At 44.2% G+C, this 25717-nt stretch carries 21 protein-coding genes; 13 read left to right on the top strand and 8 right to left on the bottom strand.

Annotated elements, in window-relative coordinates:
• Positions 1–12 precede the first annotated feature (12 nt).
• Together J8Z23_RS17565 and J8Z23_RS17570 are read right to left on the bottom strand one after the other, a co-directional pair.
• A complete protein-coding gene (locus tag J8Z23_RS17565; RefSeq protein ID WP_085343685.1) occupies positions 13–1272 on the bottom strand; it encodes a DEAD/DEAH box helicase in 1260 nt (419 codons plus the stop codon).
• Positions 1273–1339: 67 nt separating this feature from the next.
• Positions 1340–1942, bottom strand: coding sequence for an ACP phosphodiesterase (locus J8Z23_RS17570; protein ID WP_134645649.1), 603 nt, complete (start codon positions 1940–1942; stop codon positions 1340–1342).
• A gap of 568 nt (positions 1943–2510) precedes the next feature.
• On the opposite strand from J8Z23_RS17570, the gene J8Z23_RS17575 reads away from it, so the two are divergent.
• Positions 2511–3941 (top strand): methyl-accepting chemotaxis protein, encoded by a 1431-nt coding sequence (locus J8Z23_RS17575; protein ID WP_164665614.1) that lies wholly within the window; start codon positions 2511–2513, stop codon positions 3939–3941.
• Between the two features lie 429 nt (positions 3942–4370).
• On the opposite strand, the gene J8Z23_RS17580 is transcribed toward J8Z23_RS17575, so the two are convergent.
• Positions 4371–5039: an HAD-IA family hydrolase gene (locus J8Z23_RS17580; protein ID WP_074190646.1), complete on the bottom strand. Its 669-nt coding sequence runs from the start codon at positions 5037–5039 to the stop codon at positions 4371–4373.
• 194 nt (positions 5040–5233) lie between these two features.
• Positions 5234–5743 (bottom strand): hypothetical protein, encoded by a 510-nt coding sequence (locus tag J8Z23_RS17585; RefSeq protein ID WP_006742250.1) that lies wholly within the window; start codon positions 5741–5743, stop codon positions 5234–5236.
• A gap of 266 nt (positions 5744–6009) precedes the next feature.
• Between J8Z23_RS17585 and J8Z23_RS17590 the strand changes: the two genes are divergently transcribed.
• The 4 genes from J8Z23_RS17590 to glgC all read left to right on the top strand — a co-directional run bounded on the left by J8Z23_RS17590 (position 6010) and on the right by glgC (position 11630).
• Positions 6010–6480 (top strand): CreA family protein, encoded by a 471-nt coding sequence (locus tag J8Z23_RS17590; RefSeq protein WP_005397614.1) that lies wholly within the window; start codon positions 6010–6012, stop codon positions 6478–6480.
• A gap of 232 nt (positions 6481–6712) precedes the next feature.
• Complete coding sequence (locus tag J8Z23_RS17595; protein ID WP_164665612.1) at positions 6713–8017, top strand: inosine/guanosine kinase; 1305 nt, start codon at positions 6713–6715, stop codon at positions 8015–8017.
• 236 nt (positions 8018–8253) lie between these two features.
• Positions 8254–10002 (top strand): formate--tetrahydrofolate ligase, encoded by a 1749-nt coding sequence (locus tag J8Z23_RS17600; protein WP_164665611.1) that lies wholly within the window; start codon positions 8254–8256, stop codon positions 10000–10002.
• Positions 10003–10412: 410 nt separating this feature from the next.
• Positions 10413–11630: a glucose-1-phosphate adenylyltransferase gene (gene glgC, locus J8Z23_RS17605; RefSeq protein WP_065646271.1), complete on the top strand. Its 1218-nt coding sequence runs from the start codon at positions 10413–10415 to the stop codon at positions 11628–11630.
• Positions 11631–11727: 97 nt separating this feature from the next.
• On the opposite strand, the gene J8Z23_RS17610 is transcribed toward glgC, so the two are convergent.
• A complete protein-coding gene (locus J8Z23_RS17610) occupies positions 11728–14892 on the bottom strand; it encodes a chitinase C-terminal domain-containing protein (protein ID WP_164665610.1) in 3165 nt (1054 codons plus the stop codon).
• 277 nt (positions 14893–15169) lie between these two features.
• A complete protein-coding gene (locus tag J8Z23_RS17615; protein WP_164665609.1) occupies positions 15170–16051 on the bottom strand; it encodes an AraC family transcriptional regulator in 882 nt (293 codons plus the stop codon).
• A gap of 206 nt (positions 16052–16257) precedes the next feature.
• Here J8Z23_RS17615 and J8Z23_RS17620 point away from each other — a divergent pair, with 206 nt between their 5' ends.
• From J8Z23_RS17620 to J8Z23_RS17650, 7 genes are all read left to right on the top strand, one after another.
• Positions 16258–17406, top strand: coding sequence for an iron-containing alcohol dehydrogenase (locus J8Z23_RS17620; protein ID WP_164665608.1), 1149 nt, complete (start codon positions 16258–16260; stop codon positions 17404–17406).
• Positions 17407–17702: 296 nt separating this feature from the next.
• Positions 17703–18350 carry a lysoplasmalogenase gene (locus J8Z23_RS17625; RefSeq protein WP_164665607.1) on the top strand — a complete coding sequence of 216 codons (648 nt, stop codon included), beginning with the start codon at positions 17703–17705 and terminating at the stop codon, positions 18348–18350.
• A gap of 170 nt (positions 18351–18520) precedes the next feature.
• Complete coding sequence (locus J8Z23_RS17630) at positions 18521–19255, top strand: amino acid ABC transporter ATP-binding protein (protein WP_164665606.1); 735 nt, start codon at positions 18521–18523, stop codon at positions 19253–19255.
• Positions 19255–20052: an amino acid ABC transporter permease gene (locus J8Z23_RS17635; protein ID WP_164665605.1), complete on the top strand. Its 798-nt coding sequence runs from the start codon at positions 19255–19257 to the stop codon at positions 20050–20052. The genes J8Z23_RS17630 and J8Z23_RS17635 overlap by 1 nt, the downstream gene beginning before the upstream one ends.
• Before the next feature lie 9 nt (positions 20053–20061).
• Positions 20062–20880: a transporter substrate-binding domain-containing protein gene (locus tag J8Z23_RS17640; protein ID WP_139060994.1), complete on the top strand. Its 819-nt coding sequence runs from the start codon at positions 20062–20064 to the stop codon at positions 20878–20880.
• A gap of 81 nt (positions 20881–20961) precedes the next feature.
• Positions 20962–21882: an amino acid ABC transporter permease gene (locus tag J8Z23_RS17645; RefSeq protein ID WP_226420622.1), complete on the top strand. Its 921-nt coding sequence runs from the start codon at positions 20962–20964 to the stop codon at positions 21880–21882.
• Between the two features lie 92 nt (positions 21883–21974).
• Positions 21975–22793 (top strand): EAL domain-containing protein, encoded by an 819-nt coding sequence (locus J8Z23_RS17650; RefSeq protein WP_317342386.1) that lies wholly within the window; start codon positions 21975–21977, stop codon positions 22791–22793.
• Positions 22794–22896: 103 nt separating this feature from the next.
• Here the strand turns inward: J8Z23_RS17650 and J8Z23_RS17655 are convergent, their stop codons facing one another.
• Positions 22897–23430, bottom strand: coding sequence for an RNA-binding S4 domain-containing protein (locus J8Z23_RS17655; RefSeq protein WP_054867581.1), 534 nt, complete (start codon positions 23428–23430; stop codon positions 22897–22899).
• Positions 23431–23656: 226 nt separating this feature from the next.
• On the opposite strand from J8Z23_RS17655, the gene J8Z23_RS17660 reads away from it, so the two are divergent.
• The gene (locus J8Z23_RS17660) at positions 23657–24610 is read left to right on the top strand and encodes an endonuclease/exonuclease/phosphatase family protein (protein WP_434635624.1); all 954 of its coding nucleotides are present in this window, start codon (positions 23657–23659) and stop codon (positions 24608–24610) included.
• A gap of 9 nt (positions 24611–24619) precedes the next feature.
• Here J8Z23_RS17660 and cra read toward each other — a convergent pair whose 3' ends face one another.
• Entirely contained in the window at positions 24620–25600 is a 981-nt protein-coding gene (gene cra / locus J8Z23_RS17665; protein WP_104973654.1) for a catabolite repressor/activator, read from the bottom strand.
• Between the last annotated feature and the right edge of the window lie 117 nt (positions 25601–25717).

The raw sequence follows: 25717 nt of genomic DNA on the forward strand, positions 1-25717 counted from the left end.
AGTTTGTGCGGTTTAGCGAGAGTTACGTGATTTACCACGGTTCTTATGAATCGCTAATTTTGCTTTTAGCTTACGCTTCTCTGATGAACGGCTTCGACGGCGTCCACTACCATTTTTCTCAGGCTCGACTTCTTCTATAAGGCTTGGCTCGAAGCCTGCCAACCATTCTTGCGGTAGGCGCTGATCAAGCAAATTCTCGATAGCATGCAATAAATATTCTTCATCCCGACTCATTAGAGAGACAGCTAAACCTGACTTCCCTGCACGGCCAGTACGGCCTATACGGTGGACATAATCTTCGGCTTTAAATGGCATATCAAAGTTAACCACTTGCTCTAACTCTTGAATATCCAGTCCTCGTGCTGCTACATCTGTCGCAATCAACGCACGCACCTTACCTTGTTTGAACTCATCCAACGCTCTTTGACGCGCACCCTGTGACTTATCCCCGTTAATTGAAACCGCTTTTATGCCATCTAACTTAAGCTCTTTTGCTAGCTCATCGCTACCTTGCTTAGTTTTTGTAAATACAAGCACTTGCTGCCAATTGCGCGAGCCAATCAAGTACGCCAATAATTCACGTTTACGCTTTTTGTCTACCGGATAAACCATCTGTTTTACCGTTTCAGCCGTCGTGTTTGCTGGTGACACTTCAACTTCAACCGGCGATTCCATGAGTTTGTACGCAATAGTCTTGATTCGCTTTTCAAATGTCGCAGAGAACAACAGGATCTGTTTTTCGGCGGGTAAACGTCGGAAGATGCGTTGCAAGTCAGGCCAGAATCCCATATCTAACATACGGTCGGCTTCGTCTAGAACGAGCATACTGGTTTTGGAGATGTTTACGTTGCCATTAAACAGATGATCCAAAAGGCGGCCTGGTGTTGCAATCAAAATATCAGCGCCCTCTTCTAACTTCCTCTTTTGTACGCCAATGCTTGTACCACCATAAACACACACAATGCGAAGTTCTGTTTGTGCAGAGTACTGATTCAAATTATCAAATACCTGCTGCGCAAGCTCGCGTGTTGGAACCAAAACCAATGCTTGAGGCGTGCCGTTGAGTTTCTTTTGCTGAACGGTTTGTATAATAGGTAAACCAAACGCAGCCGTTTTCCCCGTACCAGTTTGTGCAGCAGCAAGTAAGTTCTTTCCTTCAAGGACATGTGGAATAGACTTTTCTTGCACTGGTGTTGGCGTCACGATATTTAGATTGCTTAGCGTCTCGATTAGCTTTTGTTCAATGCCTAAGTCAGCAAAATTAACAGACATGTGTAACCTCATTATTTTTGGAGCGCAGAGTTTACCAGAGCCCCAATAGCCATACTACTTTTCTATCTCATTGGGCTGAATCAATAAGCTGTTGCTGAAAATCATACGACTGGCGTAAAACGTCTCGATAGAGTGTCGAGAACTTCTCTTCCAATACTGTGTAATCACTCTCAATCACTTTAAATGTTGTAGTAAGGTCAGCCATTCTCGGGCTTCTTTGCGACATTCGATGTAGTGCAAATTCGATATTATCCAGGTCTTGGTATGACTGAAGCCATCGACCGTGCCACATCCGGCTGTGGAGCACCAAAAAGCGCGGCGGCAAATGTTCATTAACGTCACGGTTTACTCGCTCGTATGCCGAATCGACAAACTGTTCGAGAGATACGGCATAAAAGTCGTTCCAGTGTTTTGCGAGACAATGGTCCCAGAACATATCGAGAGCGATAGGGGCAAAGCGCCGCGCAGTACCTTTGAAGTGAGGTTTGCATTCGTTAACAATAGGATGCTGATCAGTAATGCGGTCAACAAATCTATGTAACTTGATGCCGTTAGAGATATCACGTTCATACAGCTTGCTTGGATCTCCTTTTACGAAGTCTCCAAGCAAGTTTCCCAATAAATGGCTGTTACAGTGGTCTGCGATATGCAGGTGGGCTAGAAAGTTCATCCGACGCCAGTTTTGGCCTTTAAGGCTTGGTGTGACATGAACTTAGTATAACGTCAATTACGACGAGATGAGAGTGTTCCGCTATTCGGCTTCGTTGTCTGAGCCAACGTATTCCGACAAGATAATGCCAATTTCAAGCGCATCTAGCAGCTCTAGGCTCTCATCGTTTTGGTATTGGTCGCTCATTGTGACCTCCTTTATTTTAAGCTCTCTTGCTTGTACTTGCTGACGGCTTGGCCTTGCCATATCCACGTCAACAACTCCTTTTTATAGTCTTTATATGACACATTCATGACAGCGAGAAGTAAAGATTTAAAAACCTATGAGCAGAATCAAAAGTAAACGTTTGCAACCAGATTTCATATCTACTTAGCACTTCAGAGAAATAGCTCTTTTATCAATATTTATGTCAATTTAAAGATATAACATACCGTTATAGGCGTCCTTAGATCTCATTTCTTAAACTAAATTTAGTTTTCGTTACATATTTTGCTGATTAACTTCGCATATTTTGTTTCGATATAGCAATAGATTTGGTCAATATCTTTTATCTCTAATGGAGCTTTAAATGAGAGAAGTTGAGTTTAGAACGATAGACAGGCTGTTTATCAAGATGTCTATCAACGACAAAATGTGGGTTATATTCCTGCTGTTTTTAGTAGCCCTCACTTCTGTGGCTGGAAGCCGCTACTTCAATGAAATACAACAATTTAAACAACAAGCGATTTCTGCTAGCGAAGCGAAACTTTCTGGTATTGTTGACGCTCAACCAGGTCTTGTTCCACAAATTGACGGCGTATCGAAATCAAGTCGCGTAAGCGAGAGCTCTTTTGTTGATGGCTCTGTCACCGCTTATGCAAAGTTGCATTCTGGCGAAGTGATTAAGTTGACTCAAAACGTATCCGCGCAATACGAATCTGCAAAGTCGTCAGCCTTAACCTCTCTGTTACTCAGCTTTTTATGGGTTGTTCCTTTTGCCCTTTTCTCTTACTGGGTTGCGACCTTTATAGGAGGCGCCCTGTGGGTTTTATATACGACAACCGAAAAAATTGGTGAAGGTGATTTAACCTCTCGCCTTGGTTTTCATCCTGGCCGAGACGAGTTTGGCACCATTGGTTGCGCGTTAGATAAATCGATGGACACCTTAAGTGAACTAGTTAACAGTGTGAAAAATAATGCGGCTACATTGAGTGAGACATCTTCTGCATTCGAAAAAGATATGCAGTTGAGCGAAACGCAGATATCTCATCAATATCAAACACTCGATTCCGTCGCGACAGCAATGGAAGAAATGACAGCCTCTGCAAAAGAAGTATCCAGCATTTCCCAACAAGCGACGATGCAATCCGATCAGGATGCTCAAAAGATCGAGCTAAGCAGAAATCGCGTGCAAAATGTGATTGGAGAAATTGAGACGTTATCCAGCTATATTGAACAGGCTTCCACGTCAGTAACCAACTTAAATGAGAACACAACGCAGATTAATGACGTTATCACAACGATCAATGCCATTTCAGAACAAACCAACCTATTGGCTCTGAATGCGGCAATTGAAGCGGCACGCGCCGGGGAGCAAGGTCGTGGATTTGCTGTGGTTGCTGATGAAGTGCGTACATTGGCAAGCCGAACTCAACAGGCAACAGTAGAAATTCAAGCCATGATTGAGAAACTACAAACCGAGAGCCAGAACATTGCTTCAATCACTGACCGAACCGTTCAACAAGCGCAAACCAGTAGCCAGCTTATTGATGAAATTGGTCATGATGTGACGTCCATTGCTGAATCCGCACGCTCATTGATGGACATGAGTATCCAAATTTCCACCTCAGCAGAAGAACAAAGCGCAGTCGCCAACGATATTGCATCTGAGCTTTCAGAAATTCGCAGCCAGTCGAGCACAATCAGAGAAGTTGCAGAGCAATCTACCGTAGGGGTAGCTAACCTCACTCAGGCGTCAGTGTCTCTTGGTGAGGTATTACAACGCTACCGCACAGCATAACTTTGCAGCATTTATGATCAACAAGGGCTCCTCAGGAGCCCTTTTCTTTAAACCGTTTTCAGCCGTTATCGTCGATATTTTCTACTACACACAAGTGGATATTTGAAGTGAATCTCAAGTTCTCGCTGTACCTGATGAAATAATGTTCATAAACAAAGCGTTCCGCTATGCTTAATCCTGCCAATTCCAATTTGCTGCTGGAAAACAATATGAATAATTACAAAGATACAAAAGACATCGAAAACCTAAGTTGCCCTCTCTGCCAGGGGGATGAATATCTCATTTCATCGGATGGAGAGAAATTCACATGCGCTGCTTGCGGATTTCATACAAAAAGCTTCTCATCCATCCAATGCCTACATCAAACCCCTTACCTACAGTCCAAACTTAAACATATCCATAGCTTAAGTACGGTGTGCCATTAAGAGATTAAACAGAGCAGCTAAATAGCTGCTCTTTTAATTCATCTAAATGTTGAATGCGAATTACGCGCTCATCATCAACACGATTGATTGCCTCACCATTAAATAGCTGTACGGTTTTAATGCCAGCGTTTAATCCCGCTTCTACGCCTTTAGGTGTGTCATCAATATAAAGACAGTCGCTCGGTAAAAAGCCCATGCTCATTGCACTGTACATAATTAAGTCAGGTTCAGGCTTCCAACTATTCGCATCGAATGCAGAGAACACTTTCCCTTGGAAAGCATCGAGCAATCCTGTTAGCTCCAATGCGTATTCTATTTTATCTTTCGGCCCATTGGACGCGACACAATATTCGATATTATGCGAATCCAAAAACTGAATTAAACGCTTTGCGCCATCCATCGGCTGTAAGTTGCGAACAAAAAGAGACTGGACTTCTTCACGGTATTGCGGCTCTAAGACATCAATAGGGACTTTGATATCTTTCAGCTCTTTAGTATCTAAAAGGATGTCAGCGAGCTTTCCTCCTTTAAAATGAGAAACGCACTCTTCCATCGTTAATTCTGCGCCATGCAGGTTAAATACATTGACGAGAGCTTGGCAACACAATCGTTCACTATCGACCAACGTACCATCACAATCAAATATCACGCACTTAATATTGGTAATTGCCATAGCCATCTCCAGACATCTTAAAGGCTAATGCCCTAGCTGATTTTAAAAATGTTGGCTTAATCTTATTTAAGTTTGGGATTGTTGAAACGACGAGCTTGGCATTTCATGGAAATAGAGGGGAGCAATTACAGTTTTTCTAAGCAAGATCACCTATCGTCATCTTGCTTTGCTTTTTATGCATTTGAGTGCGCAAATTAGCTTTCAATAATCACCGAATCTAAAAGCTTGTGTTCGGTACTTAGTCTTTTAGCAAGATCCGCCACAAACGAACTCTTGTATTTTGATTCAGAAACCGCGACATCAGAGATAAGCGTGTTTCCTTCAAGGTGGCTAATAATAGCGGCACCAATTGGAGCTCCAGATTTAAAACCAACATATAATTCAAAATCTGGCGTTAGAATTATCTGAGTAAGATATTCCACAATCATATCTTTATCGTACTGTTGATCCCAACGCTGAGACTGCAGGACAGAAAACATGATAGTAAGTCGGTGAAAATCGACCAGAAAAATATCGTCAGAGCTAAATTCAGAATTACTCTCAAGTAGCGTGTCTTTGTCGACCACTTGATAGGTTGCTTGTTCTAGTGCTTTGAAATAGACATCACGCCCTTTCAGACTCTCTGGTGTTGGAAATTCAACTTCAACCAGATCATACAGCCATGTATTTTTACGCTCGATACTGGCTAACTGTTGTTCATTCATTTTGATACCTTAGTTGCAAAACGAAATGTGCAAAGTGTTTCATTTTCACATAGAGTGAAGCTTAGACAGAGCGACAAGCGATATAAAGTCAAACATATTGGGAGAAAGTATGGTCACTCTAACTCATCATTTCGTTTAGAGCAGTACATTAGCATGAAGCCTACAACAAACCTAGCGTACGTAGACCTTTCCTTGGCTAAATTTTGTTTTAGTTGCAAACCTCTGATAGATTTCATCAATATCTTTCCTAGTTAAGGACAAAAATAATGAAAAAGATGCTGTTAAGTGCATTGCTTGCTACTACGCTGGTTGGTTGTTCAGATAACGATGTTGCTGATGTAGGACTCGGTTGGTTTACTTTGAAAGACATCAAAGTAGGTGAATTAAAAGACGAGGTAGTCACGGGGGTAACGTGTCATATAGCTTCTATCGAAGCCGATTTTAGCTTAGCGGATCCAAGTGACAGCTCAATATCATGTCGTCAGACTGGCGAAATCACGCCGGAAATGATTGCAAAAATAGATAAAAGTAAGTCTGGCGAAATTGTATTTAAGAAGTCAAAAAGTATTTTCTTCAAAACAATGAAGGTTCGCCGAATTTATGATGCAGACAACCAAACCTTACTCTACCTGTCTTACACAACAAAAGAGACAGACGGTAGCTTTAAGCACAGCCTATCGACGGTTCCACTTTGGGGCACCAAGGCTTACGTTGAGCCAACTGAAGTGAAAAAGTAACGCAGCTAATTTTGGGTAGCTCCAAGCTCGTTGTTAAAGAGAATAACCGATCAACAATCTGAAAAGCGACCAATTGCAGTACTATAAGCATCAGTAATTTAGGCTATCTTGGTCGCAATTTCTCCAGCTCGCTGATTTTTTCAGCGGGCAAACTTCTTTGTAATAAAACGCCACGATTTTCATTTTTTTGTGATACAATCCCGCCTCTTTTTTTTCTCACTCAAGAACAAGCATGAAGTTTCCTGGTCAGCGTAAATCTAAACACTACTTCCCAACTCACGCTCGAGATCCATTAGTAAACCAAATCCGACAAGCGCCTAAGCTATATCGCCCAACTATTGTTGGTGTCGGTCAAACCATCGTAGATATCGAAGCGCGTGTAGATGATGCGTTTTTAGAAAAATACAACCTAAGTAAAGGACATTCACTCGTTCTTGAAGAAAGCAAAGCAGATGCACTTTACGAAGAACTGGTTGAGCAAGGCCTAATCACACACCAATACCCAGGTGACACGATTGGCAACACGCTCCACAATTACTCAGTATTGGCGGATAGCAAATCCGTTTTGCTCGGAGTGATGTCCAAGAACATTCAAGTTGGTTCTTTTGCTTACCGTTACCTTTGCCGCACCTCTTCACGCATGAACCTCAACCACCTACAAACGGTAGATGGTCCTATTGGTCGTTGTTATACCCTGATTTCTCAAGATGGCGAACGCACATTTGCTATCAATGAAGGTCACATGAACCAACTACTTCCGGAAAGCATTCCTGAAGAGATCTTTGAGAAAGCATCAGCTCTGGTTGTTTCTTCTTACCTAATGCGCGGTAAAGAAGAGGATCCAATGCCGAGAGCAGTACAAAAAGCGATCGACTTTGCCAAGAAGCACGATGTCCCTGTTGTACTGACTTTAGGCACAAAGTACGTTATCGAAGGTAACGCGCAGTGGTGGCAAGAGTACATTCGCGAGAACATATCTGTTGTTGCAATGAATGAAGAAGAAGGCGCCGCATTAACAGGCGAGACAGAACCGCTAGCGGCTGCTAATAAAGCACTTGAGTGGGTCGATCTTGTTCTATGTACTGCTGGGCCAAATGGCCTATACATGGCAGGTTACACTGACGAAAAAGTAAAACGAGAAACCACACACGACATTCTTGAAGGCTCAATTGAAGCCTTTAACCAATACGAATTTAGTCGTGCGATGCGTAAAGGAGATTGTGAGAAGCCAATGAAGGTATACTCTTACATTGGTCCTTACCTAGGTGGTCCACTAGAGATTAAGAACACCAACGGCGCAGGTGATGCGGCACTTTCTGCTTTACTGCATGATATGGCTGCAAACTCTTTCCATCAAAAAGAAGTGCCTAACTCAGAAAAGCACGAAGTACGCTGTTTGACTTACTCATCACTTTCTCAGATCTGTAAATATGCAAACCGAGTAAGCTATGAAGTGTTGACGCAACACTCTCCTCGCCTATCGCGAGCACTTCCTGAACGGGAAGATAGCTTAGAAGAAACTTACTGGGATCGTTAAGATCACAGCTTTAAAGCTAAAAATACATCAAGGTCACCATTTGGTGGCCTTTTTGTTTTGATCTGGCGCAGTAATTAGTAGATTTTGTTAGTATGTAGCACAGTATAGAGCAGTAAACTCTTTACATACCGAATCGAAACAGTACCATCACCGAGCAAACGTTTGCCCAACAATAATACTTGCTCCAACTCAGATTGTTTTTCAACACTACCTGCGAGTCACTTTAGGGATTATCCATGCAGTCAGATATTGAAATTTGCCGAAGCACACCACTTTCTTCTATTGATGTTATTGCGGAAAAAGTAGGGTTATTACCCGAAGAATATGACACTCACGGGAAGCACAAAGCCAAAGTCCATCCAAAATGTTTGGAGCGGCTCAAAGAGAATGATAACGGTAAGCTTGTGCTTGTTACTGCGATCACTCCTACCCCACTTGGCGAAGGAAAAACCGTTACAACAGTCGGACTGGCGCAAGGTTTAGCTAAGCTTAGACAATCCGTTATCGCATGTATTAGACAACCTTCTATGGGGCCTGTATTCGGTATTAAAGGCGGTGCTGCTGGCGGTGGTTATTCCCAAGTTGCTCCAATGGAAGAACTGAACTTGCACCTTACTGGTGACATCCATGCGGTGACGGCGGCGCATAATCTAGCTTCAGCCGCGCTTGATGCTCGCTTGTATCATGAACAGCGCGAAGGCTATGATGCCTTTGAAGCACGTACTGGATTAAAGGCACTTAAAATCGATACGGCGAGCATTACTTGGAAACGAGTAATGGACCATAATGATCGTGCACTACGTAAAGTCAAAATTGGGTTAAATGAGCCAGGAAAAGTCATCAATGGATACGAACGCGACGAAGGGTTCGATATTTCTGCCGCGTCTGAGTTAATGGCTATCATTGCACTGGCTAAAGATTTAAAAGATTTACGTCAGCGTATTGGGAAAATTGTCGTAGCGTACGATTTGAACGGAAACCCGGTAACCACTGAGGATCTGCAAGTTGCAGGAGCAATGGCAGTGACATTAAAAGAGGCCATAGCACCGACACTGATGCAAACTCTGGAAGGTGTTCCTACGTTGATTCACGCAGGCCCGTTTGCAAACATCGCCCATGGAAATTCATCTATTATTGCCGACGATATCGCGCTAAAACTATCAAGTTACACCGTAACAGAGGCGGGATTTGGTTCGGACATGGGATTTGAGAAAGCGTGTAACATTAAAGCTGCCGCCGCCAGCAAGGCGCCAGATTGTGTAGTGATAGTAGCGACATTACGCGGCCTCAAAGCAAATTCTGGACACTACGATTTACGACCAGGTATGGCCATTCCAGATTCCATTTTTAATCCAGACCAAGCAGCATTGGAAGCGGGATTTGAAAACTTAAAATGGCACATTAATAACGTCCATAAATATGGCATTCCAGCTGTTGTCGCTATTAACCAGTTTCCGCAAGATTGTGAGAAAGAGCTTAAAATACTTAAAGAGCTGGTTCAGAAATTTAATCCGGAAGTTAAAGTCGCTATCAGCACCGCTTTTGCGCAAGGCGGGCAAGGCACAACTCAGTTAGCTCAACATGTTATTGACGCTTGTGCCCAGCCTACAGAGTTTCGTCCTTTATACAGTAAAGAACAATCGTTACACGAAAAACTTATGGCTGTGTGTGAAGCTGGCTATGGTGCCGCCAATATAGAAATGAGTTCCCTTGCTACTGAACAGCTCAACCATTTTGAAAATCTAGGTTTTAACAACTTAGCGGTTTGCATAGCGAAAACTCCTCTATCGATAACAACAGATTCCGCTGTCAAAGGCGCGCCGACAGGTTTTACAGTCCCTATCCGCGAGTTACGTCTGTGTGCTGGCGCTGGGTTTGTGTATGCGTTATCAGGCACGGTGATGACTATGCCAGGTTTGCCTGATAAACCTGCATTTATGAATTTAGACCTTGATAATGAAGGAAATATCGTCGGTCTCTCTTAGTGTAACATCAACGTATAGTTGACTATAAAGGAAGCACGTTTAAAGAGTGAGTGGTTTACTTCTATATCCACTCACTTTGGACAGACGAAGAGGCGTACTTGATTATCTCTATCTTACTGTTTTATCACCACTTTACATTGTAAATCCATACTTATTTTCTCCCCTTCCCTATAATCTTGCGCCAATTTGATGCACGGCCTACTTAGCACTTCACCAATGTGGTGCAATTGCCTTGCGATGAACTTTTAACCCCTTTGATTTTTAAAGAGATATTCTATGGCTCGAATCTTGTACTAAAGTTTGCAGTAGTAAACACATCAGCACATGCACTTTCAAAACCTCTGCGCTGTACACCACTTCCTCCTGGTTAGCACCGTTTTGATGCATGCAAAAAAGGGAAAGGGAACAATATGGAAGACGCACTCGCCGTAATTTTAGCAGGAGGGATGGGGTCTAGACTCAGCCCACTCACCGATGATAGAACCAAGCCAGCAGTACCTTTTGGCGGAAAGTATAGAATTATAGATTTCACACTAACCAACTGTTTACACTCAGGTTTACGTAAAATCCTTGTTTTGACCCAATACAAATCTCATTCACTTCAAAAACACTTGCGAGATGGTTGGTCGATATTCAATCCAGAGCTTGGCGAGTACATTACTGCGGTTCCACCTCAAATGCGCAAAGGTGGTGCATGGTATGAAGGAACCGCTGATGCGATTTATCACAACATGTGGTTACTATCGCGCAATGACGCGAAGTATGTGGTTGTGTTATCCGGCGATCATATCTATCGAATGGACTACGCCGCAATGCTTGAAGAGCATAAAGAGAAAGGTGCTAAGCTCACCGTTGCCTGTATGGATGTTCCCGTAGAGGATGCTTCAGCATTCGGGGTAATGGGCACCGCAGAAAACGGGCTAGTTACTTCATTTATAGAAAAACCAGAATGCCCACCTACCCTTCCAGGCAGTAAAACCAGAAGCCTCGTTTCCATGGGGATTTATATCTTTGATATGGATGTTTTAAAAGAAGCACTCGAAGACGACTCAAAACTCGATTCATCAAGCCATGACTTCGGAAAAGACATCATACCTAAGCTGATTGATACGGAATCCGTTTATGCTTATCAATTCTGTGGCAGTAAAGGGCGCGTCGATAAAGATTGCTATTGGCGCGACGTGGGTACCATTGATTCCTTCTATGAAGCGAATATGGATCTACTAGAACCTATGCCGCCAATGAACCTTTATCAGTCCAATTGGGCGATTCGTACTTACGAGCCGCAGTTTCCACCAGCTCGTACTGTATCGTCAGCCACGGGCAATGAAGGTATTTTTATTAACTCCATCATTGCTACCGGTGTCATCAATTCTGGAGGCTCAGTACAGCATTCCATTATTTCCTCTAACGTACGCATTCAAGACAGTGCCACGGTAGTCGATTCCATCATTTTTGATGACGTAGAGGTCGGTGAAGGAAGTCAGTTGGTCAACTGCATAGTTGATAAACATGTTCGTATTCCGCCACATACTCAAATTGGCATCAACAAACTAGAAGATGCGAAGCGATTTAAAATCTCAGACAAAGGTATTGTCGTCATACCCGAAAGTTACCAATTCGACTAAACGACAAACCATCGCAACAAAAAAGCGCACGATCATCATCGTGCGCTTTTGCTTAAGTGCCTATTAACGTTAGGCTATAACAAATAATACATAATAATTAGATGTTACATACAGTTGACCAGCTACCATCTGTGCCCGGCTCAGCCGCTGTCCACCAGTTCGCTTGGTAAACCACACCGTTGTGGATGATCTTATCACCTTGGTTAGCGTGGCTTGGGTTACCAGCCCAATCCGTTTGTGGTAGAGCTGGGTATGTCACTAAACCTGTCGTATCACACGTACCTGGTTCAGTAGTACCACCATCACCCGAGCCTGCATTTAGGTCGCCAATTGGTAGTTCTGGCTGTTCAAACTTGAACGCAAACTCTTTACCACCAGAAATCACTGAGTAGTTAGCCGGACCAGAGATTGGTAGGTAGTAAACCATATCAAGCTCGTAAGTACCGCCCGCAGGTAAATCTTTCCAAGCAGGTAGAGAGAACGATACGCGGTGCATTACGCCATCTAAGCCACCGATGTTGTTTGCACGAGTATGTCCAGAAGCAATGACTTTCAAACCGCCACCTGATTGATCTTTCGCGTTATCAGGAGCTGATACCGGGATATCAAACTGGAATTCAGTACCACCAGGGATCGCTTGACCAGTGTTGTTCGTAAACGTGATCTTCGGATTAATTGGGTAGTTTTGGTCGCCAACCTTAAAGCCGCCAACGCTGACTGCAATGTCTACCGCTTCTGTTGGTGTTGGACCCGTCGCGACTTTATTGCCGTAAGGTGTTGCAGACTTAAACTTGTCGTAGATAGCTTTGGTCATAGTGTTACCCATATGGTACTCACCATTACCAGCCGCACAAGCTTGTTCAGTTGCATCTACTGCCGTACGATTACCATTTGCATCCAGTACGTAACAGTTGTAGTCACCTGCCAGTTCCCAGAACATTATACCGCCGATTTCTTTATCGATAACGTAATCAGCTTTCACTTCGATAGAAGCTTTATCTTCCGTAGATAGGAACACGCTCTTCTCTGCGTTCCACAACCAAGGCGCTACAGCAACGCTATCGTAATGACGTGTATATGTACCAACAAACTTATCCGAAGGATCGTTAACTGGATCAAGACCGTACGCGGCTGCGTAAGAGCCCCAGATACCATTTTCTAGGTTCTTCGCATGCCACATTGGGTTAGAGCCAGCGCCCATTTCGTTGCCTTTAGGGTCTGTATCGTGCCACATGTTGTCGATACCAATAGCACCGTGACCACAGTTGTTTTTCTCCCCTTCACCGGTACCTGGTTGACACTCAGCTTGGTTTGGCAGTGCAGCTCGGCCCCACAGACCATTTTCACCACCAGTAACACCTTGCCAACCACGGGTGTAGTAAGGAACACCGATGTTGATACGACCTGCTGGCATAGAACCACGGAAATAGTGGTAAGCCCAGTCTGTGTTCAAGTAACCGATACCACCGTATGCAGCAGTGCCGTATACGTTCCACTGCGCTAGCTCCGAGTCTTTACCTGTATCGAATAATGCTGCGTTGTGACCAACGTGATCATTCCAAGCCCCATGCAAGTCGTAAGACATGATGTTTACGTAGTCTAGGTACTTAGTTACATCGAAGGTTTCCATACCACGCAGTAGGTAACCTGAAGATGGTGCTGCGATAGTCAGCATATAATGAATGCCATCTTGCGCGGATGCCGCATCAAGTTTCTCACGCAATACTTTCATCAGCTCTTGGTAAGACGCCCATAGATACTGACGACGCGGTTCCATGAAGTCTTTGTCGTAAGGGTTACCAGCACCAGCCATTGATGTCGGGTATTCATAGTCGATATCCAGACCATCGAACTTGTACTGACGCATCATTTCAACGGCTGAAGTTGCGAACTTCTCGATGCCTGCATGGTTAATAGAACCGTCCGCATTCGTCGTCATGGTGTAGAAGCCACCATCAGCTACACGATTGCCGTTCGTATCGAAGTGACCGCCCGTTTCAGCCCAACCACCGATAGAGATTAGCGTTTTAACATCATGTTTTTGCTTGTAAGTCGCTAGCGCACCAAAGTGACCTTTAAAGCCAAGAGCAGGATCTACCTCAACGCCAGGCCAAGTTTTACCCGTAGCTGGGTTGTTAGGGTCATTAACGTCACCAACGTTTACTTTACCATCAGAACCAATGCTCACAAACGCGTAGTTAATGTGAGTAAGTTGCTCCCAAGGAATATCTTTAACAAGGTAAGTAGATTGAGGGTCCTCACCTGCGCGCCAGCTAGTAAAGTAACCAATCACACGACGTGGGTGATCGGCGCCCATTTTCTCGCGACCTTCTTCGTCATAAATAGAACAGTAAGGAACGTCTACACCCGTTGTTTGATACAAGCCATCAGGGCGACAGTTAGATGTCACCGCGCCACCGTTTACCGTTAACGTCGCAAGTGCAGAATCTGCTGTTGCTCCGGCATCATCGGTTGCTCTCGCATAAACACTTAGCGAACCAGCTTGTGAAGGCGTTACATCAAGCGTGTATGGCGCAGTTGTTGCGGTGCCAGCAAGGACACCCGCCACATAGAAATCAACTTTAGCAACGGTGCCATCCGCATCTGCGGCATTCGCAGTCAGTGTGACGGAGCCACCCAAGTCAATAGAAGTCACAGAAAGTGCAACATCCACTGTCGGCGCTTCGTTACCAGGTTGTGCTGGTGCCACAGTTAACGTCACAGCACTTGCTGTGCTCACTGCACCTGCATCATCATACGCCTTAGTAGAGAATTCGTGCTGGCCTTCAGTCGCTGTCCATGACGCAGCATAAGGCGCAGACGTTGCCTGACCAACTAATACGCCATCAACAAAGAATTCTACTTTGCTAACGGTTCCATCGGTATCTGATGCATCTGCAGCTAGGTTAACAACATCCCCCGCAGTCACAGAAGCCGACGCAGAAGGCGATGTCAGAGTAACAGTCGGGACTTCATTCTGAGGTGGAGCAACCGGTCCAGTGCCATCACATGCGCCAAGTGTTTCCCACTCGCCCCACTCACCAGATTGCGCTGGGTTACTGTTTTGCGTCCAGTAACGTGCTTTGTAAGCATTACCTTCATGTTGAACTTGGTCACCACCGTTATAAACTTTTGATGATTGCCAAGTTTCTAGAGGGGCACAGTCAACCGCTGCGTAGCTATTGAAGGCCATAAGACAAGAAGCGGTGAGAGTGCTTAGTGTGAACACGCTTTTCACTGCGTTGCCGTTTTTAAGGTGCATAATCGCTCTTCCTTAAGTTATTGTTAAAACAATACTAAATGCGCTAAACAAAGCGCACTTATACTTTTATTTCGACGTAAAATAACTTAAGTACAAGTTGGTGATTTCACACTATCTATTTACGAGTTTTCCACACCGCCTCGCAACAATCCACTAAATGCTTGCAACAACGTACCTATTATTTGGCACCAGTAACTAATTTTATAAATCAAATAAATATGTCACTCGCAAATTAATAAAAAAGGCAAAAAAAGTCGTTATTTTGAAATAAAGATCACTAAGCCTTTGTTGACCTTGGCGTTTCATTAAAATGTCGCTTGTACTCGCGACTAAACTGTGATGGGCTCGTGTACCCGACCAGTCTCGCGGCATCATTAACACGTCGCCCCTCCAACTGGATTAACTCGCGCGCTTTATTAAGTCGAACTTTCTTAATGTATTGCAACGGAGATTCAAGCGTGACATTGCGAAAAGCTTGATGGAAAGCAGACACACTCATATTGGCTTCTTCTGCCAATGTTTGTACGCTCAACTGTTCATGGTACGCTTGATGAACACGATTCAGTGCTTTAGCGACCCTCGCGTAAGAGCCTTCTTGGTGTGCTAAGTCAAATAAAACATACCCTTCTTTGCTTACCAAAGTGCGATAAACAATTTCCTCAAGAAGTAGATCACCGAGCATGACAACATCCAGCTCATTACACAACGCGCTCATTAGTCGCTTGCATGCATCCAGCATACCTTCGCTCATGTGTACCGATTTAAGGCCGCAACGGGTAGTGTCCAGGCACTTATTACTGAATTTCTCAGCCTCAAGTTTTTTAACAAGCTTATGAAGAAGCGTTGGCGAAATATCTATCGAGATGCCAAGTAAAGGCTCATTGTTTGTCGCAAACGCTTCGCACTCCAGGGGCATGGGAACTCCTACGACAAGGTAATCATCAGGCCCATATTGGACAGGTGTATCACCGATATGAATGTTCTTATGTCCTTGACCTAATACAATAATGCCAGACTGATAGACAAACGGCTGGCGATGATTTCCTTTGCTACTGCGATAAAACCATACGCCATCTATTGCGGTTTTCTTCATACCTTCTAAGTCATGCAGTCCCTGCTTTTCAACATATTGCTGCATGATATCTGCGAGAGTGTGCATTAGAGCGCTCCATCAATGACCAACGAGTTTGGTCTCTATTATCATTTCGTGCACTATACTTCCTCTCGACTTTAACTTTCTAGCTCAAGAGCATCAATTTTGTAGAAATAGGCAGATTATTTGCAGAAATCGACCTATTAACGAACGTTAATCAGGACTAATATGCACGTATTCAATCTCCTTTACTGGAAGCAAGAGGGCTAATAATGAACTTTTCTTATGTAAACCCAACCAAGATTTTCTTTGGTCAAAAACAAATCGCTGCAATCAAAGAAGCTATCCCATCCGACCAAAAAGTTTTAGTGGTATACGGCGGTGGCTCAATTAAAAAGAATGGCGTGTACGACCAAGTCTCAGAAGCACTAGAGGGACATGAATGGCTAGAGTTTTCTGGTGTTGAACCCAACCCAACCAAAGAGACGCTCGATAAAGCGGTCGCAATGGTAAAAGAACATGGTGTTGACTTTATTCTTGCTGTAGGTGGTGGTTCAGTCATTGATGGCTCTAAATACGTAGCAGCAGCATCTAAGTATGATGGTGATGGCTGGGATATCATGATTGGTAAACACCAAGTCACTGAAGCGACGCCTCTAGCTGCAATTTTGACACTGCCAGCAACAGGCTCAGAGTCAAACATGGGCGCAGTTATCACTAAAAAAGAAACTCAAGACAAACTTCCGTTCATGTCTCCAGCAGTACAGCCTAAATTTGCGGTGTTAGACCCGGATGTAATGAAAACATTGCCAGAACGCCAGTTGATCAACGGCATTGTTGACGCATGGGTGCACGTATGTGAGCAATACTTGACGCTTCCTACTGGCGCAATGGTTCAAGATGGCTATGCAGAAACACTGCTGAAAACCTTAAAAACACTCGGAGAACAGTTTGCCGAGCGAGACGACGATATGTGGCGCGCAAACTTAATGTGGTCTGCTAACCAAGCATTGAACGGGTTAATTGGTAGTGGCGTTCCACAAGACTGGGCGACACATATGATCGGCCATGAATTAACGGCTCTATGGGGCGTCGATCATGCACGTTCTCTTGCAATCGTCCAACCATCGCTACTTCGCAACCAAATGCAATTTAAACGTCCTAAACTAGAGCAAATGGGTCGCAACGTATTTGGACTTGAAGCTGGAGACGATCTTGCTGAACGTACCATCGAAGCGATCGAAGCGTTTTATCATCAACTTGATGTCGCAACTAAGCTAGAAAACTATGGTGAAAGTCGTGAACAAGCGATCGATGCCATCATCGAACAACTCAGTAAACACGGAATGACCGTTCTCGGTGAAAACCAGGCGATTACTCTTGAACGTAGTCGTGAAATTTTAGAACTCGCTGTTGCCTAACAGCAAAAACAGTTCACCGCCCTTTCTAGGGTTTAACGGTATTGTGACTTAACGGTCACAATACCGTTTTTTTATGCTATTTTGTAAGCTTCATCACGTTCAAGTTCGGGAACTCCTCAAAATAACGATTAATCCCTACAAACTCATTGATCGTGTAGGTCAGTAAAGAGACAACTGTCCAGCTTTACACAAACAAAAATAAAATTGAATTCAAAGGTCTAACTTACTCATTTAATGGACCTTTTATTTGTTGTAGTTATCCACTACATTAGCTTGTCTGTTCGAGAATCCATTTTATGTGGCTAGTTGTTGTCGTATTAGCATTCATACATATCATCAGTATCCGTAAAGGTCCGAAGTGGCTTTTCTACGTATCCAAACCATTACCAGTGCTCTGTATGTTAGGAATTTTAATCCAGTCTCCTGCCTATCATATGCCATATACGCATTGGATTTTGATTGGCTTATCGCTCTCGTTGCTTGGTGATCTACTATTAATGCTCCCTAGAGATAAGTTTATTACCGGATTAGTGCTCTTCTGCTCTGCCCATCTTTCCTATAGCTACGGTTTTACCATCATGTCCGCTTGGCATTTTACGCCTTGGCTCCCTATTGCTTTATTTGGACTCGGTGTATGTTTCTATTGGTTGTTTCGACCGGACCTTGGTCAAGAAAAGCTCCCGGTTGCCAGCTACATATTGGTATTGATGACCATGTGTTGGGCTGCTATCGAGTATTATTTGAGTGGAAAAACACAATCGTCCTCATTTGCAGTGCTCGGAAGCTTTATCTTCATCGTTTCTGGTACCGTCTTAGCTTTTGAACGCTTCGGGGGACGATCCGTATTTTCGCGACAAGTCGTCATGGTGACCTACTATTCCGCACAAACATTGATGGTGATGTCTGTTGTTGCCATCGTTGTTCGTTATACGTATCTCAGTTGAACTGCATTATTAGTAATAGCCTCTGTGTCTAATTCCTAAAACATTACTTTATCAAACACTAAAGTGAGCAAGTTCTTAATTTTAGAACCTGAATATAAGCTTGTTCTTAATGAAATAATGCGCACAACTTGCTATTGTAGAAGGATATTTTTCCTTTATAGCGTGCCCCTTTGAAAGAGAACACTCCCGTCGTTGAATTTAGCAACGTAAACAAGTGGTATGGCGATTACCACGCTCTAAAAGATATCAACTTCTCCGTGCATTCTGGCGAGATCGTCGTTGTGTGTGGCCCTTCTGGTTCAGGAAAATCAACGCTCATTCGTTGCATCAACCATCTTGAATCGATTCAAGAAGGCCAACTTTACGTGTTCGACCAGCCTTCTCATGCAAAATCTCTCAAGCCCGGTAAAATCGGCATGGTGTTCCAGCACTTCCACCTTTTTCCTCATTTGACTGTACTGGAAAACCTTACCTTAGCGCCGATTCGCACACTCAAATTGTCAAAACAAGAAGCTGAAAAACGCGCACGACATTACCTCAAACGAGTCAATATTGAAGAGCAAGCGAGTAAGTACCCTATCCAGCTTTCTGGCGGTCAGCAGCAACGCGTCGCGATTGCCCGTTCCTTATGTATGGAACCGGACTTGCTCTTGTTTGACGAACCAACTTCGGCGCTTGATCCGGAAATGATCAATGAAGTGTTGGATGTCATGGTTGAGCTGGCACAAAGCGGAATGACGATGATTTGCGTCACGCACGAAATGGGATTTGCCAAAGAAGTAGCGAACCGCGTGGTATTTATGGATGAAGGCCAAATCGTGGAAATGAACTCACCGATCGCCTTATTTGAGACACCACAGCATCCACGAACCCAAGCATTTTTGAACCAAATTTTAAGTTACTGATGATAGTTCGCGTAATCAAACCTGTCCTTCAAGCTTTACTACAAATGACGCTCCTCTTCATCGCGATTGTGTGGGTGTTAGACTCTGGTGCCGACGCTATGGGGTATCAATGGCAATGGGAGCGCGTACCTGATTACATCGCTTTTTATGAAGATGGCGAATGGTGGCCGGCAGAACTTATCGATGGGCTGTTGGTCACGCTTAACATCTCGGCCATTAGTCTATTCTTCACCTTAGTGTTGGGGTTGGTCACCGCGGCACTAAGGCTTAGCGATTCGAAAGTCGGCAATGTTATTGGCACCACTTATGTCGAGGTCATACGTAACACGCCGTTGTTGGTGCAAATCTATTTGCTCTACTTCGTGTTTGGCCCCGTGATTGGTTTGGACCGATTCAGCACCGCCGTTTTGGCTTTGTCCCTTTTCCAAGGTGCTTACACTGCAGAAATATTCCGCGCAGGTTTAAACAGTATTCCTAAAGGGCAATTCGAAGCAGCACAAACACTCGGGTTATCACCGTTTTACACTTACAAAGACGTGATTTTGCCTCAGGTTTTACAGCGCACATTACCGCCATTGACCAATGAAGTGGTTTCTTTGATCAAAAACTCTTCCATTGTAAGCGTGATGGCGATTTTTGATTTAACAACACAGGCACGCAACATCGTCTCTGAGACGGCGATGCCGTTTGAAATTTGGTTTACCGTGGCAGCTATTTATCTTGCTCTCACTCTATCACTTTCTGGCTTGTCTGCATGGCTAGAACACAAACTCGGAGCCAGTTGGCGCAAATTATAAGGAGATAACATGAAATTATTCAAAGCGACCATTACTGCATTATTAGGGCTAGCCATCGCTATGCCTACAATCGCGAAAGAAGAAGCTGCCACACCCAACGTAGATCAAATCAAGGAACGAGGCACTTTGCGCGTTGGTATGTCAACATTTGTACCTTGGGCAATGCGCAACAAGCAAGGTGAGTTAATCGGTTTTGAAATCGATGTTGCCAAACGCTTAGCAGAAGATTCAGGTTTGAAAGTGGAATTTGTACCGACCGCGTGGGATGGCATTATTCCCGCACTACTGGCGAAAAAGTTCGACGTGATCATCGGTGGCATGTCGGTCACGCCCGAGCGTTCCAAAAGCGTGTTGTTTACTGAACCCTATTCACACTCCGGTGTTCAAGTAGCAGCAAATAAAAAACTGGCTTCTGGTTTTAGCGAGTTTTCGGACTTTGACTCACGACGCGTAAAAATAGCGGCCCGTCGCGGCGCATTCACCGTTCAAGTCGCCAGAGAAACCTTCCCGAAAGCGAAGATTCTGCAATTTGATGATGACGCGCAAGCGTTCCAAGAGGTGCTGAATGGTAACGCCCACGCGGTCATTGCTTCTAGCCCAAAACCAGAACATGAGACAGTGAAACACAGCGACAAACTATTCCTTCCATTCTCCGAGCGACTCTCAAAAGGTAACGAAGCCTTTGCGGTTCGCCTAGGAGAAGAAGATAAAAAAGCCTTTTTCAATAAATGGATTGAAGAAAGAACCCAAGATGGATGGTTAAAACAGCGTTATGAATACTGGTTCTCGACATTAGATTGGCAAGATCAAGTCGCGCGAGGCCAGTAATATAAATGGCTCGTGGTCTTCGCGAGCCTATACTTTCCAATCATCCATTTTACTTTTTCATCATCTATCGGAGTCAAATTTTTGGGCGAACAAACCACCACTCGCACAGTACCCACTAATTCCAACACAGGTTCCTTTCTATCGCGGTTAAACACGCTAGATTGGGTACTGCTTATTATCTGTGGTATTGGTGGCGTTTGGCTGTACCATCGCTCCACTGTTGGTGTACATTATTTGTGGCAGTGGAAAGAGGCGTTTGAACTACTTTTTACGCCAAGAGCCGATGGTGGTTTGCCTTACTTCTTCCAAGGTTTGATTTCGACGTTAAGGCTCAGTATTTGGGGCATCAGCTTCGCGTTAGTGCTTGGCACGTTGCTAGGCTTAGCGCGCTTCTCTCGCTCCGTTTGGTTGCGCACACCTGCTAATGCGTTTATCCAATTGGTGAGAAACATTCCGCCGCTGGTGTTTGTTTTCATCTTCTACTTTTTCATTTCCAACCAATTGATCCCATTACTCGGTTTGGAAGATATTCTACGAAACTATAACAGCGAACCAAATGCGCTACAGAGCTTTCTTTTTGGGCCTTATAACCTTTGGGAAAATCTTGCCTCTGGCGTGTTATGCGTCGGCCTACTCTCTTCTGCCTACGTTGCAGAAGTGGTGCGTGCAGGTTTACAAAGTATCGACCAAGGACAGTGGGAAGCGGCAGATTCATTGGGCTTGTCTCGGTGGGTGAAATACCGATTCGTTATCGCACCGCAAGTGCTCAAAGTCATCACCCCAGCACTTGCAGGTCAAACCATCTCTCTAGTGAAAGACACCTCTATCGTTTCACTGATCTCGATACAAGAAATGACGTTTGTTGGTACCGAAATGGCAAATTCATCAGGGTATATCTTTGAAATTTGGCTCATTGTCGGCCTTGCTTACTTTTTGATTTGTTTCGGGTTGTCACTTATTTTTCGCTACATTGAAGCAAAATCGGAATCCATTTCAAATTAACTCAACCGTATATGTAATTAGACACATTTGAATCTTCAAATCAGAATTGCATCCTGTTACATTGAAAAGATGCTAAATTTTCGGCGTTTTTCATGGAGTTAAAGAATCAATCGGACTACGAGCGATACATTAAGCAAGATAATCTTGGTGAATATTACGTAGTTCTCAATCAATTCACTTTTCACAGTGTTTATCAGCCGATTTTTGATAAGCACCAGCGTATTATTGGAATGGAAGCTCTACTGCGAATTCGTGGCATTGATGGTTCGTTAATTCGTCCTGATGTATTTCTGGCCAACAATGGCCTCGATCCCTACTTTCGATTGTGTGTTGAGTTTTTATCCAGAGCAATGCACATTCGAAATTTTGCACGCTGTTTCGCAGGAACGCCTATCAAACTGTTTCTCAATGTCATGCCTCAAACCCTACTCACCCTAACCAAAGACATGGGCTTTAAAGACAACGGCCTGCTTTACAAGCGCCTTTCCGACCTTGGTATGAGCCCATCAGACGTGGTGTTTGAAGTAGTCGAAGAGTCATGCGGTGATACTGATTTACTGATCAAAGCCGTGCAGTTAATGAGAGCGAATGGCTTTATCTTTGCTATCGATGATTTTGGCGCTCAACATTCTGATATCGCACGTGTTCAGCAGCTCTGCCCTGACATCATAAAAATCGATCGCTCCTATCTACTTGATTACTGCGCCGGAGAAACCTTTTCCATACATAGCGCCGTTGAGCTCGCGGCTCATATGGGAGCAAAAGTGATCATAGAAGGGGTAGAAGAAGACGTGCAGCTGCAAGCGATGTATCAACTTGATTTGGATTATTACCAAGGCTTTTACTTAGGTAAGCCTTGCGCCATTCATCACTGGACCGATAGCCTAAACATTGAGACGACACTACATTGACACTGCCCCCTTACGATACAGTAAAACCAAAAAAGCGCCGATATATACTCGGCGCTTTTGGGTTTTGCTTGGCGATGACATGCCTAGCTAGGTATTAATTTGCTTAGAAAAAGTCAATAGAGTTACGTCCGCTCTTGGGGTCACGAGTCGCTTGCGGCTTTTCAGCTTTCTTACCTTTCTTCGCCGATTGCGACAGCGCGTTTTGTTGTGCTTTACGCTCTTTATGCGCTGCTTTTCGGCCTGTTGACTTAGGTCCAGAGCCTTTAGCTGGCTTGCTTTGGCGAGATTTCTCTTTACGTGCAGATTGCGCTTCTTTCTTCGCTTTCTTTTCCGCTTTTTGCTCTGCCGTTTCAGGTTCAGTTACTGGCGCATCGCAAACCACAACATAATATTCCTGGTTAAACTCAAAAAAGTCACCATCATACATCTTGCGGCGCTTACGTGTTTCTAGCTCACCATTCACCGCGACGTAACCTTCTTCGATGATATGCTTTGCTTCGCCGCCACCGCTGACCAAGTTCGCGATTTTAAAAAGCTTGTACAGTTCGATCGGATGCGCATCAACGTCGATGCCAATCGCTTCGATCTCAATCTCTTCGCCTTCTAAATACTCTTCGTGGTCGTAATCTTGGGTCATGTTACTTACTCTTACTATTTGATGCCCTGAAGTTTAAACGCAATGCTTAAAAATAGAAACCTCTGCCGATGCTCAATCACCGATTAGCCTTGGCATTTGAGTACCTCTTAACCCATTTAACTTGCTGCTCGTTAGCTTGTATGTCGAGGCTTGGTTCAAACGAAGCTGCAATTACGCAGTCTGAAGGTATATACTCTTCAAGTTATTGTTGAAAAGAGCGAATACTTTGTCTCAACCAAGCAGAATTACCTTTGTCACGGCTAACTTGTTTAATTTTGTCGCACCTCCTGATGCCTACTATGATTTCGAAAACATCTACTCGTTAGAGCAATGGCAAGACAAACTTGCTTGGACGCAACGCCAAATTGAAAAACTGGAAGCTGACGTGATTGGCTTACAAGAGGTGTTCAGTATTGAGCAAACTCGCGCATTCTTTTCAACCATCGGCTACCCCTACTTTGCGACCGTTGACACCCCACATGTAGAGGATGAGTACATTTACTCAAGCCCTGTTGTGGCAATCGCATCTCGGTTTCCAATCGAAAAAGTACAAGCTGTAGAATTTGACTTAGCAACGCTTGAGCCTTTTGGAGTAAGTGTTGCTCCAGAGTTCAGTCGAAAACCTATCTATGCCCAAGTCATACATCCTGTACTCGGTCATATCGCCGTTTACGTGACGCACCTAAAATCTCAACGCCCAGCCGACTCAGAACAACCAGAAACGTCTAGCACGATTATTGGGCGCTGGTTATCCACCCAGCAAAGAGGTTGGGAAGCTGCGATGTTAAGAGACGCGATGCAAAAAAGGTATAGAAAGGAGCCAATGCCAACGGTGTTAATGGGTGATATGAATCAACCTATCACTCTAACCAGTGTTAATAGCGCATTGGTATCCAATGCTGGTGACAGCGTCACTGAATTGCAACTCAAAGATGGATGGTCATTACAAAGTGACGCTCTGAAGGATGAACGCCCCGCTACGCATTATCATTTTTCCACTGGGAATGTGCTCGACTATATCCTGCTCTCTCAAGAGTTTGACACCTTATCAGATATATCGGTTGCCGAGGTTGTTGATTATCAGGTGTCTAACCAACATCTGATCAACCCGATTTATGACAGAGATAAAAACGCCAGCGACCACGCATTTGTGGCGCTGACGGCTGAAGTAAAGCTTTGAGTAACCTGTTTAGTGACGTTTAACAATTTTACGTGGAATCAACTCAACACCCGGTTTATAACGTTTGGCGGAAGCGTTGAGCGCTAACTCCATTGCGCTGTCCGCGATCAACTCAAATTGTTGAGGTAAAGAGTTGATTTTCACTGGCAAGAAGTCCAGCAGTCGATTATCACCAAACGTCGCTAGGCGAACTTTGCTCATGAGTTCTGGCTTTTCGAGCATCACATCCAACACACCTTCTAACAGTGTGTATGACGTTGTGACAATGGCATCTGGCAGCTCGTTCTCTGCTAGCCATCTCTCTAAGACTTTCTTGCCTTCTTCTCGGGAGAAGTGTTGTCCATAACCCACTGTTGCCGTTTTGCCACCTTGTTGAGAAGCGGATATAAAACCGAGCTCACGCTCTTTTGAAACTTGAAGGTCTTGCAACGCTCCAATCAAGCCTATGGACTTTATATCCTCGGACAGTACTGACTGAGTGAGTTCAAGTGCGGCGTCAAAATCTTCGCTGATGACACAACAAAAGTGCTCATCATCCATTGGGCGGTCTAGCGCGATAACTGGCGTACCAGAATTTTGCAACTTAAGATAATACTCGTTTGCAGTGGGCATACCACTTGCCACAAATAACGCATCAATGCGACGACTGACTAACGCTTCCGCCACCTTTTGCTCTGTATCAGGATCATCATCAGAGCAGCCAATTAAAATTTGGTACCCCGCTTTACGCGAGTTTTGTTCAATCAGTTTTGCAAGACGCGCATAACTGGTGTTCTCTAAGTCTGGGATGATAAGCCCAAATGAGCGTGAATTACCTGCTCGCAAAGAAGACGCCGCATGATCTGGCTTATAATTGTATTCCTCTACAACGGCCATCACTTTCTTCTGAGTCTTCTCGCTGATGCGGTATTTCTGCGCTTTTCCGTTAATCACATAGCTTGCAGTTGTCTTAGAAACACCCGCTAATTTGGCTATTTCATCCAGTGTCATATTCTAAACCTTATTCTGTGCGCGCGATCATATTAATACATCAACGATCTTTCGATAAGTTGAATTATAAGCTGAACCGATTCAGTATAAAAGCTGAAAGGATTCAGCAAAACTTAA

The sequence above is a fragment of the Vibrio sp. SCSIO 43086 genome, from assembly GCF_051132235.1.
In the GTDB taxonomy this organism is placed as follows: Bacteria; Pseudomonadota; Gammaproteobacteria; order Enterobacterales; family Vibrionaceae; genus Vibrio; species Vibrio diabolicus.

What these genes read in the sequence shown, in the direction of transcription:
- J8Z23_RS17650 (WP_317342386.1), top strand. Translation starts at nt 21,975, where the DNA reads ATGGAGTTAAAGAATCAATCGGACTACGAGCGATACATTAAGCAAGAT.
- J8Z23_RS17575 (WP_164665614.1), top strand. Translation starts at nt 2,511, where the DNA reads ATGAGAGAAGTTGAGTTTAGAACGATAGACAGGCTGTTTATCAAGATG.
- glgC (WP_065646271.1), top strand. Translation starts at nt 10,413, where the DNA reads ATGGAAGACGCACTCGCCGTAATTTTAGCAGGAGGGATGGGGTCTAGA.
- J8Z23_RS17595 (WP_164665612.1), top strand. Translation starts at nt 6,713, where the DNA reads ATGAAGTTTCCTGGTCAGCGTAAATCTAAACACTACTTCCCAACTCAC.
- J8Z23_RS17565 (WP_085343685.1), bottom strand. Translation starts at nt 1,272, where the DNA reads ATGTCTGTTAATTTTGCTGACTTAGGCATTGAACAAAAGCTAATCGAG.
- J8Z23_RS17585 (WP_006742250.1), bottom strand. Translation starts at nt 5,743, where the DNA reads ATGAATGAACAACAGTTAGCCAGTATCGAGCGTAAAAATACATGGCTG.
- J8Z23_RS17610 (WP_164665610.1), bottom strand. Translation starts at nt 14,892, where the DNA reads ATGCACCTTAAAAACGGCAACGCAGTGAAAAGCGTGTTCACACTAAGC.
- J8Z23_RS17590 (WP_005397614.1), top strand. Translation starts at nt 6,010, where the DNA reads ATGAAAAAGATGCTGTTAAGTGCATTGCTTGCTACTACGCTGGTTGGT.
- J8Z23_RS17635 (WP_164665605.1), top strand. Translation starts at nt 19,255, where the DNA reads ATGATAGTTCGCGTAATCAAACCTGTCCTTCAAGCTTTACTACAAATG.
- cra (WP_104973654.1), bottom strand. Translation starts at nt 25,600, where the DNA reads ATGACACTGGATGAAATAGCCAAATTAGCGGGTGTTTCTAAGACAACT.
- J8Z23_RS17640 (WP_139060994.1), top strand. Translation starts at nt 20,062, where the DNA reads ATGAAATTATTCAAAGCGACCATTACTGCATTATTAGGGCTAGCCATC.
- J8Z23_RS17615 (WP_164665609.1), bottom strand. Translation starts at nt 16,051, where the DNA reads ATGCACACTCTCGCAGATATCATGCAGCAATATGTTGAAAAGCAGGGA.
- J8Z23_RS17580 (WP_074190646.1), bottom strand. Translation starts at nt 5,039, where the DNA reads ATGGCAATTACCAATATTAAGTGCGTGATATTTGATTGTGATGGTACG.
- J8Z23_RS17570 (WP_134645649.1), bottom strand. Translation starts at nt 1,942, where the DNA reads ATGAACTTTCTAGCCCACCTGCATATCGCAGACCACTGTAACAGCCAT.
- J8Z23_RS17655 (WP_054867581.1), bottom strand. Translation starts at nt 23,430, where the DNA reads ATGACCCAAGATTACGACCACGAAGAGTATTTAGAAGGCGAAGAGATT.
- J8Z23_RS17625 (WP_164665607.1), top strand. Translation starts at nt 17,703, where the DNA reads ATGTGGCTAGTTGTTGTCGTATTAGCATTCATACATATCATCAGTATC.
- J8Z23_RS17620 (WP_164665608.1), top strand. Translation starts at nt 16,258, where the DNA reads ATGAACTTTTCTTATGTAAACCCAACCAAGATTTTCTTTGGTCAAAAA.
- J8Z23_RS17600 (WP_164665611.1), top strand. Translation starts at nt 8,254, where the DNA reads ATGCAGTCAGATATTGAAATTTGCCGAAGCACACCACTTTCTTCTATT.